Origin of the sequence: Methylophaga sp. UBA4204 (assembly GCF_002379485.1) — a bacterium.
GTDB lineage: Bacteria > Pseudomonadota > Gammaproteobacteria > Nitrosococcales > Methylophagaceae > Methylophaga.
Genome location: NZ_DFTU01000094.1, coordinates 16,690 through 26,836, shown reverse-complemented (window position 1 = coordinate 26,836; position 10,147 = coordinate 16,690). Strand labels below are relative to the sequence as shown.

At 45.1% G+C, this 10,147-nt stretch carries 9 protein-coding genes and 1 pseudogene; 3 read left to right on the top strand and 7 right to left on the bottom strand.

Annotated features, from left to right (window positions below; all coding sequences use genetic code 11):
- Positions 1-279: pseudogene (locus B3182_RS14215) on the top strand (L-aspartate oxidase); the annotation flags it as partial.
- On the opposite strand, the gene B3182_RS16380 reads toward B3182_RS14215, so the two are convergent.
- Positions 254-619, bottom strand: a complete 366-nt coding sequence (locus tag B3182_RS16380) for a protein YgfX (protein ID WP_366652738.1) — start codon at positions 617-619, stop codon at positions 254-256. The pseudogene B3182_RS14215 and the gene B3182_RS16380 overlap by 26 nt on opposite strands.
- A 148-nt stretch (positions 620-767) precedes the next feature.
- On the opposite strand from B3182_RS16380, the gene B3182_RS14210 reads away from it, so the two are divergent.
- A complete protein-coding gene (locus B3182_RS14210) occupies positions 768-1,676 on the top strand; it encodes a YgfZ/GcvT domain-containing protein (RefSeq protein WP_292355485.1) in 909 nt (302 codons plus the stop codon).
- Between the two features lie 14 nt (positions 1,677-1,690).
- On the opposite strand, the gene B3182_RS14205 is transcribed toward B3182_RS14210, so the two are convergent.
- From B3182_RS14205 to suhB, 5 genes are all read right to left on the bottom strand, one after another.
- Complete coding sequence (locus B3182_RS14205; RefSeq protein WP_292355483.1) at positions 1,691-3,046, bottom strand: sigma-54-dependent transcriptional regulator; 1,356 nt, start codon at positions 3,044-3,046, stop codon at positions 1,691-1,693.
- Complete coding sequence (locus tag B3182_RS14200) at positions 3,043-4,638, bottom strand: sensor histidine kinase (RefSeq protein WP_292355481.1); 1,596 nt, start codon at positions 4,636-4,638, stop codon at positions 3,043-3,045. Before B3182_RS14200 ends, B3182_RS14205 begins: the two co-directional genes overlap by 4 nt.
- A complete protein-coding gene (locus B3182_RS14195) occupies positions 4,638-4,856 on the bottom strand; it encodes a PP0621 family protein (RefSeq protein ID WP_292355479.1) in 219 nt (72 codons plus the stop codon). The genes B3182_RS14200 and B3182_RS14195 overlap by 1 nt, the downstream gene beginning before the upstream one ends.
- 65 nt (positions 4,857-4,921) lie before the next feature.
- Positions 4,922-6,754 carry a translational GTPase TypA gene (gene typA, locus B3182_RS14190; protein WP_292355477.1) on the bottom strand — a complete coding sequence of 611 codons (1,833 nt, stop codon included), beginning with the start codon at positions 6,752-6,754 and terminating at the stop codon, positions 4,922-4,924.
- A 64-nt stretch (positions 6,755-6,818) separates the two neighbouring features.
- Positions 6,819-7,613, bottom strand: a complete 795-nt coding sequence (gene suhB, locus B3182_RS14185) for an inositol-1-monophosphatase (protein WP_292355475.1) — start codon at positions 7,611-7,613, stop codon at positions 6,819-6,821.
- A 182-nt stretch (positions 7,614-7,795) separates the two neighbouring features.
- Here suhB and B3182_RS14180 point away from each other — a divergent pair, with 182 nt between their 5' ends.
- A complete protein-coding gene (locus B3182_RS14180) occupies positions 7,796-8,137 on the top strand; it encodes an Lpp/OprI family alanine-zipper lipoprotein (protein WP_292741451.1) in 342 nt (113 codons plus the stop codon).
- Positions 8,138-8,544: 407 nt separating this feature from the next.
- On the opposite strand, the gene B3182_RS14175 is transcribed toward B3182_RS14180, so the two are convergent.
- Positions 8,545-9,708, bottom strand: a complete 1,164-nt coding sequence (locus tag B3182_RS14175) for a L,D-transpeptidase family protein (RefSeq protein WP_292355471.1) — start codon at positions 9,706-9,708, stop codon at positions 8,545-8,547.
- Positions 9,709-10,147: the final 439 nt, after the last annotated feature.

Sequence of the window (10,147 nt, the reverse complement as noted above, 5' to 3'; positions counted from 1 at the left end):
ATGTGGGATTACGTAGGCATTGTTCGCAGTACTCAGCGACTTAATCGCGCCCGCCAGCGTTTGTACCTGTTGCAACAGGAAATTGATGAGTTTTACAGTCAGCACCATATCAGTAATGATTTGCTGGAATTGCGTAACCTGGCTGATGTAGCGGAATTGATCATCGAATCAGCGATACAGCGTAAAGAAAGTCGTGGTCTGCATTACACGCTTGATTATCCGGAGACATCGGATAAAACCGCCAGTAACAGTATTATTGCTGGAAAAAAGCCAATCTGAGCCGCACGCGTAATTGTCGAAAATGTTCCTGATCAACCGAATCGCTCGGGATAAGAAGTGAAAGACGTTTTTTGTTCAATGATTTGAAATGGATAATGACGGCGAACCGGTTGACCCACGCAGATTCGAGTAATAAATCCGCTGTTTTTGAACTGTCGGCATACCCTATCTGCCAATATTCATTCATAGTGTTTATCAGTGTGACAGGCCGTTTCCTGTATTCCCGGAGAAAACCCAACCGACGGATATGCAAAAACTGACATATAAAAACCCCTGTAATAAATACTATTTTAACGACTGGTATAACAGTTAATAAAACTATACTTATCACTGCCAGCATATGTGCAAGCAGGCTGTAAATCAGTAAAAGTCGTGATCTCCCTAATGGGAGATAAAATCCTTTTTTCTGCTCCTTCATCCTTGTTCTCCCAAACTGAGGGCCTGTTACAATTGCACGGTACTAATCCTTTAAGCTAAAGAGTAAATTCATGACCGCTGACTATCAATCCATTTTGCAACAACAGGCATCAGCTCCATTGGCAACCAGAAATGATGAAAACCATTACCTGATTCCATTACCGAGTTATGGCGTAATAACAGTAACGGGTGAAGAAGCTGCCAACTTTTTGCAAAATCTCCTGACCAATGATGTCAAGCAACTGGAACAACAAGCTTCGCAGATTACGGCTATGTGTAACCCAAAAGGTCGTTTGCTGGCGCTTTTTCTGCTGGTTAAAACAGAGAGTGGGTATCAGCTGGTATTACCTCAGAGCCAGTGTGCTTTCCTGGCACAGCGGCTGCAAATGTTCAAATTGAGAAGCAAAGTTGAGATTGCAGACTGCAGCGAAACTCTACAGGTATGTGGGCTGCAAGGTAACGATCCATCGACTTCGGCAATCCCTCTACCTTCACAATCCCGTGCTTTGCTGATCGCCTCCACTGACCAGATGACTTCTGATTTGGAAGATCTGATGAGCAAAGGCTGGCAGCTTGCTGCAGAAGCCAGTTGGTTTATCACAGAGATTGAAAGTGGGATTCCGGTCATTTTTCCGTCAAGTCGTGAGCTGTTTACCGCACAACAACTCAATCTGGATTTAATAGGTGGTGTGAGTTTCCGTAAAGGCTGTTACCCCGGACAGGAAGTTGTCGCGCGTTTGCATTATCTTGGTGAACCCAAACGTCGTTTGTTTCAGGCCATAGCCAAAACAGATATCCTGCCTGAAATTGGTGAGACCATTGTGGATAAGGAAAAGGCCGTGATTGGCCATGTTGTTAATGCTATTCACGGTGATGAAAACCAGCTGTTTCTGCAGCTCAGTTTAAAGCTTGATGGAGCCAATCAGGATTTGTATTTGAGTGATGGCACTGCGATTGAATCGGTGCATGCTTACGTTTAGGGCTTGTTGATCTTTTAGTCCAAGTCCAGCTTTTTAAGTTTGTAACGTAAAGCCCGGAATGTAATTCCAAGCCGTTTGGCAGCAGCTGTTTTATTCCAGCGGGTCTCATTCAGTGCTTTTTCAATGATGGCCCGTTCCTGCTCTTCCAGATGGGTTTCCAAATCCTGATTCAACACAGGCATTGATAGCTCTGACACCAGGGGAACAGCATGATTTATCTGATTGGTCACTGGCAACATCAGGTCTTCTGCTGTTATTTGCGTTCCCTCAGCCCATGTCAACGCACGCTCAAGCGTGTTTTCCAGTTCACGTACATTGCCCGGAAAAGGATATTGTTCTAATGAAGCAAGGGCTTCAGCAGTTAATGTTATGACGTCCGAATGGGTTTTACCTGCCAGTTTCAGCAGAATATGCTCTGCCAGAATGGGGATATCGGCTTTGCGCTCACGTAATGGCGGCACCTGCAATTCAATTACATTCAACCGGTAAAATAAATCCTGCCGGAAGGTGCCATTATCGACACACTCTGCCAGGTTTTTATGTGTTGCCGATAAGATTCGGACATCCACATTTATCTCTTCATTCCCCCCCACCTGGCGAATAGCTTTTTCCTGTATTGCCCGTAACAGTTTTACCTGCATCATCAAGGGTAAATCGGCAACTTCATCCAGAAATAACGTGCCACCATGAGCATGCTGGAATAATCCCTGTTTATCGGCAACTGCGCCGGTAAAGGCGCCTTTTTTGTGACCGAAAAACTCGCTCTCTACCAATTCATTGGGTATCGCCCCACAGTTTACCGGCACAAACGCTTTATCCGACCGTGCGCCGAGATCATGAATCAATCGGGCAACCAACTCCTTGCCTGTCCCTGATTCACCACTGATATAAACCGGGGCCTGACTACGGGCCAGTTTAGCGACCTTGCCCCGTAATTCACGCATCAATTCGGTTTCACCCAATAAACGATCACGTGAACGCCGGTCATTTTTATGTGGCCGATTGGGTGACAATTTCAAAGCTGCATCCACAAGCTCACGTAAAACCTGCAGTTTCAATGGCTTAGAGACAAAATCAAAGGCGCCGGATTTTAATGCAGAGACCGCTAAATCCATATTGCCATAGGCAGTAATCACCGCGATAGGTAATTCCGGATAACTGACCTGTATTTTTTTTACTAGCTCTAAGCCATCACCATCAGGTAATCGCATATCGGTAAAACATAAATCAAACGATTGCTGAGCCAGAAGTCTTTCCGCTTCAGCAATGCTCTCTGCAGTAACACAGTCTATCGACATGCCTGACAGTGTCATGGACAGTAAATCGAGAATGTCCGGCTCATCATCGACAATCAATGCTTGTGGGTTCATTGGATAAACTCTTGTCTTTGCAGTGGAAAACTAATTCTGAAACAGCTGCCAAACTCCGGCAGGTAGCTTAACCTTGCACCATTGGCCTGACATAGCTCACGAGCCAGATACAACCCTAACCCGGTGCCACCTGTGCGTTCCGAATGAAATGGTTCAAACAGATGTTCCATGGCTTGAGGACTTACGCCTGCACCGTTATCAATCACATCGATATGAATATTTTCGGATTGCAGAGTAATACGGATTTCAATGGGCATTTCCTGTTCTTTATCCGCATAGTGCCATGCATTATCAATCAAATTCCATATTACCTGGTGCAATTGTTCTTCATCGGTACAGATGCGGGCCAACGGTGCTGATGAGGTCAGTACTATTTGCTGAGGCGGGATGTGTTTAATTTCACAATATTCATCCACCAGCTTTTCCAGCCAGGGGCTTAATACCACCACCGTTGGCTCGACATTTTTGCGTCGGCTCATTTCCAGAATGGTTTCAATGATATTGTTCATCCGAACACTATGTCGTTGAATAATCCCGGTCAGCTTGCTGACAGAATCATCATCGCGCAAGGATTCAGCCAACAACTCACTGGCATGACTGATAGCACTTAAGGGATTGCGTATTTCGTGGGCAATACTGGCTGTTAAACGACCTAAGGAGGCTAATTTTAATTGTTGCGCCTGTTGTGCCATTGCCGTGGTATTTTCAATAAATACTAGAACTTCACCTGAATCCAACTGGGTTGCACGGGCCAGTAGTTCAGGTAAATCAGCTCGGGCATGAAAAGGTTCAAATGGATCGGGTAGATGTTGTTTCCAGCGCCAGATTTGTTCAGCCAACTCAGGAATATACTGTTTGAGTAAAAATTGTGAAGGGACGTTTTCGATTCCCATAAACTGCGAGGCCGACTGATTACAAAGTGAAACCCTGCCTTGCTCATCCAACACTAATACAGCGACCTGCATGCGACTGATAATGTGCTGATTCAGGCTCGCCAGTTTATTCAGATCCTGAGCCTGCTGTTCTGCCAGCAATTGTGAGCGTTGCATGGTTCGGGAAAGTAACTGCGCTAAAACGGCGGTAATAAAAAATATCGCCCCCAACATTCCGGCTTGGGCAAAATGGCTTTGCCCCATTCCAATGAACTCCGCATAAACGGCTTCAAGCAAAACCGATAATGTGGCTATGGCAGCAATAAATACAGCCAATCGGCCTGGGATTAAAGCACCACCGGCAACCACTACTACAACCAGCAATGCACCCAATCCACTTTGTAAGCCGCCAGCAGCATGAATAATTAATGCCAGCGCGATGATATCTATAATCAGCTGAATGCTGCATTGCGTGACAAATACCCCCCAGTGTCGACTGGAAAATATCATCAGCAATACAGCGACCATCAGATAACTGAGGCTGACAAAGTGATGTAATAAGGGATATTTATTACCGATGAACTCTGGGGCTAACTCCAGATAAAAAACAACAAACAGAATCGCTGCGAGAAATAGGCGGTAGCCGGAAAATAATGTCAGAGCACGCCAGGAAGCCTGATCCTGCTCTGATTTACTGGTGGTAAAGTATTCTCCAGCCATTATTTTTGTTGCTGATAAGCCTCAAGATGCTCTGTAGTACAAAAAAAATGCTGATTTTTCTGAATGGCTTCCTGTTCCAGTAAATGCAAACCACATTGTTCACAGCGCACCATTTTCTCAGCTTGTTCGATTTGTTTTTCACTTTTTATCCGCCGGTATAAATTCCGAAAGATTAGATATAACAACAGGCCTATCGCCAGCAGGATTAAAATTCGCATGTTTTACCTCAAAAAAAAAGGGCATCCGATATAGGATACCCTTTCTTGATCAGTTAACGATAGAACTAGCCGCGTGAAGCGCGTTTACGCTCATGCTCCAGCAGAAGTTTTTTCCGTACTCTGATAGATTTAGGCGTGACTTCCAGCAATTCATCTTCACCGATAAATTCCAGCGCCTGTTCCAAACTCATACGAATTGGCGGAACCAGAGCAATTGCTTCATCCGTACCAGAAGCACGAACATTAGTTAGCTGTTTACCTTTCAGGGCATTAACCACCAAATCGTTATCACGTGAATGAATACCGATAACCATACCTTCATAAACTTCATCACCATGGCCAACAAACATACGGCCACGCTCCTGGAGGTTAAAGATAGCAAAAGCAACGGCTTTACCAACACCATTGGCAATTAACACGCCATTCTGGCGTTTGCCAAAGGTGCCCGGTTTCACTGGAGCATAATGATCAAATACGCTGTAAATTAACCCTGTACCCTGGGTAGCAGTCAAAAATTCAGTACGAAAACCAATCAAACCACGTGATGGAATAATAAAGTCGAGACGGACACGACCTTTGCCATCAGGTGCCATATCTTTCAACTCGCCGCCACGAGTACCCATTTTTTCCATCACTGTACCCTGATGTGTATCTTCAACATCAATGGTTACCGCTTCGTATGGTTCTTCTTTGGTGCCATTCACTTCACGAATAATCACTTCAGGACGTGAAACACCCATCTCAAAACCTTCGCGACGCATGTTTTCAATCAATACGGAAAGATGTAATTCACCACGACCGGAAACACGGAATTTATCCGGATCTTCCACCAACTGTTCGACTTTTAATGCCACATTATGGATTAACTCGCGATCCAGACGTTCACGGATTTGTCGGGTAGTAACAAACTTGCCTTCTTTACCGGCAAACGGGGAATTGTTGACCTGAAAGGTCATGGTGACGGTAGGTTCGTCAACACTTAACGGTGGTAATGCTTCAACAGCACTAGGGTCACATAACGTATCAGAAATATTCAGTGGGTCCAGACCGGTAAACGCAATAATGTCGCCGGCATGTGCTTCTTCTACTTCCTCACGGCGTAGTCCCATAAATCCCATAACCTGCATAACGCGACCATTGCGTTTTTTGCCTTGCGGATCAACTACGGTAACCGGCATATTGGTTTTCACTTTACCGCGCTCAATACGGCCGATACCGATAACACCAACATAACTATTGTAATCAAGTGAAGTTACCTGCATACGGAAAGGACCTTCAGGGTCAACCGCAGGAGGACTCACTCTATCCACAACCAGTTGGAATAAAGGCGTCATATCACCCTCACGAACCGTATCTTCCATACCGGCAAAACCGTTCAATCCAGAGGCGTAAATGACATCAAAATCCAATTGTTCATCGGTGGCGTCTAGATTGGCGAACAGATCAAATGTTTGATCCAAAACCCAACCTGGACGAGCACTTGGTTTATCAATCTTATTGATGACGACGATCGGTTTAAGACCTAAAGCCAACGCTTTTTGTGTGACAAAACGCGTTTGCGGCATCGGACCTTCTGAAGAGTCAACCAACAACAACACTGAATCAACCATCGACAAAACACGTTCAACTTCGCCACCAAAATCGGCATGGCCTGGTGTATCCACAATATTGATGCGGTAGTCATTCCAGCGGATCGCTGTATTTTTGGAAAGGATGGTAATACCACGCTCACGTTCCAAATCATTGGAGTCCATTACCCTTTCCTGTAACTCTTCATGTTCACTGAAGGTACCGGACTGACGCAGCAACTGATCGACCAGGGTTGTTTTACCATGGTCAACGTGCGCGATGATGGCTATGTTACGTAGTTTGTTTATATCTCTAGAATTATTACTCATAAAATCAGTTCATTAAGGCATGGCTGGCATGCGCTGTTAAAAAATGTCCCGTTGGGGACCACAATCACTTCAGATTATCCACCACAAACGGGGCAATACTTTTTTGCAGATGAGCATGGAGTGATAAATTGCCCGCAACAACGTGCCCTTTATCTAAAACCTTGTCACCGCCGGTGAAGTTCGTTACCGAACCCCCCGCTTCTTCAACCAACAGTTTACCGGCGGCCAAATCCCAGTTTTCCAAGCCGATTTCCCAATAACCATCGACTCGTCCGGCTGCAACATATGCCAGATCCAGTGCTGCTGAACCGGCACGGCGAATATCCGCTACTTTAGGAAAAACCGCGGCAAACATTTGCATATAAGCATCAATATGTTGCGGATATTTGAAAGGAAAGCCGGTAGCAATCAATGCCCCGTTGAGATCTTTACGTTTACTGACGCGCAGACGACGGTCATTCAGTTTGGCGCCTTCACCGCGGCTGGCAGTAAACAGTTCATCGCGCATCGGATCAAATACCACTGCATGATCAATACGGCCTTTAACCATGACACCAATTGATACGCAGTAATGCGGAAAACCATGCAGATAATTTGTTGTGCCATCCAGCGGATCGATGATCCAGACAACATCATTTTGTCCTGTTTCACCTGACTCTTCGGCCATAATTGCGTGTTCGGGATAGGACTTTTTAATTGTATTAATGATTTCCTGTTCCGCAAGGCGGTCAACATCAGTGACAAAATCATTCAAACCTTTAGCGGTAATTTCCAAATGATCGACGTGTTGTAAAGAGCGCATAATCAGGCTACCTGCCTGACGAGCCGCACGTACGGCTATATTAAGCATCGGATGCATAGAACAAATTTTTCCAGAGCAAAAAAAAGAATGCGACAGAAATAGCAAGATACTATTCCAGTCTAAAAAAAGAGAGCATAATTATACCAACTATCGCCATCGGTTCGCAGTTTAAATTTGTGGCAATAGACAGCATAAATATTTCCTGCTAGCCTTTTAACAGGCTTGCATTTACAAACGAAATGGAAATGCTACCAACCCTAGAACACTTTAAGGAGATACAAATGAAATCATTAGCTAAACTGAGCGCCGTTATCCTGCCGTTGGCATTACTGACTGCATGTGCAAATACTGCTGAAATGGAAGCATTAAAAGGTTCAGTAGAGTCTGCACAATCAACAGCTGATTCTGCTTTAGTTGCAGCTCGCAACGCGCAAAGTACTGCTGATACTGCACAACGTACAGCTTCTGACGCTGAATTGGCTGCAATGAATGCACAAAAAGCGGCTGAAGATGCACAAGCACAAGTTGATGCTTGCTGTGCAAAAATCGATCGTATGTTTGAAAAAGCAATGAGCAAATAATCTAAACAATTATTTTTCAAAGCTTAAAAACAGAAAAGCCGGGATTTATCCCGGCTTTTTTGGTTGTGCAGTTTGTAATGCTAGGGGTTGTGAGTTGAAAAAACGCCAATCAAGGCACGAAGAGCGCCTTTCGTGAGATACATCCATGTATCTCACCCCGAAGGGGCCTGCGCTCAAAAACGTTTATCTCCATGGATGGAGTGTATGCAATAGCAATGTCTGGAACATTGCTTGTCCTGACGTTTTTGTAGTTATCCTAAATAAGTGACGAGCAAAGCTTCCGCATCCTGTGCTAACGCCCCTGACCTACATCCATGTAGGCCACGCATAGTGGCGCTCTTTCAGTCACAACCCGCAGGGCGGAAAACTAGCCGCCAGCAGTGGTGGATCTGAAAGATAAACAAGCCCTAAAACATTTCTTCCGATAAATGCGCTGGCCAAACAGGAATACCTGCCGCAGCCGAAATTTTATCTGCCGCTTCACGCGCGGCTTCCAACGTGTCAAATGGGCCCACCACTACTTCATCTACAGCCTTATTTTGCAACGGCCAGAATTTGTCCTGCATATTCAAAGCTTCTAATGCCTTTCGCATTTTTGCTCCGGTTTCCAGCTTTAAGCCGCCGTGAACAAACCAGACATTATCAACGATCTTTTCTTCCTGCTGATTGAGTTGTTTAACCACACCATCTGAGGTCATCACAATCTCTTCAGCAAATGGCCAGTCCTGCTCTGACAATACTGAATCCTGAGCATCCAAAACGGCCATCACCATCGGTGTCATATTCCCGCTCACACCATCATACATTTCAGGTATGGGCTTCTGCGCTTCCAAAAACAGCTTTCCATTCGCTACGGCAGCCTTATAAGGTTGATGCAGAATATTCACTTGGGTATTTAAAGAGACCAGGCTATACAGATGTTCAATATCTTCAGGATATAAACGAATACAACCACTGCTCACCCGTAAACCAACACCATATGGCTTGGCTGTACCGTGAATCAGATAACTGGGGTTAGATAGTCTCATAGCTCGTGTGCCAAGGGGATTATCAGGACCTGGCGGTACAACAGCAGGCAGGATATCGCCTTGCGCAGCATGTTCCTTACGAACGGACTCCGGAGGCGTCCATGATGGGTTCTCGCGTTTTTGAATAATCGATAACTTCCCTAATGGTGTATCGCGACCCTCACGACCAATGCCGATGGGATGCGTCACTACTCTTTGTAATTGATCACCTTGTTTTGGCAAAAAATAATATAAGCGCATCTCCGGGATATTAATTACCACACCTTTTCTCGGCGCGTCAGGAATAATAAAACGGTTGGGGATTAATACCGGTTGATTATCACCGGGTAACCACGGGTCCAGATTTGGATTTGCTTCCACCATATCGGTATAGCCCAAATCAAATTTACGACCAATATCCAGTAACGTATCTTCATGCCGGCTGTAGACAATAAGGTTGTGTCCAATGACACGCGCTTCTTCATCAGCTAATTCAAACGTTGTAGCACCGACTGGCAGCATCAATAAACCGCTCGCCAAACCGATAAATAAACGACTAATCATTAAAAACCTATAGAGTTAAGAGTGAATAAACAGCGGCTATTGTACAATGTTCCGCGAAAACTGTTACTACTGGGTCTTGCTTGACGAATAAAAAGTCTCCAGCAGTGGTGGTTATGAAAGATTAACAAGCTCAGGGTCTGTTTATCTTTCATAACCGCCTCTGTTGTGACTGAGAATGCACCAATCAAGACGCGAGGAGTGAAGTTTAGTCACTCTAAATAAATGACGAGCAAAGCTTCCGCATCCTGCTTACGCCCCTGACCTACATCCATGTAGGCCACGAAGAGTGGTGCATTTTCAGCCGCAACCCGTAGGGCTGGGGCTATTTTTCCGCCCTACGGCGTTGGTAATAACTTATGTAGAATGACTACGTCGTATCATTACCGCCTTGTTGGACAAAAAAATTGCCACCAGCAGTGGTGGTTATGAAAGATTAACA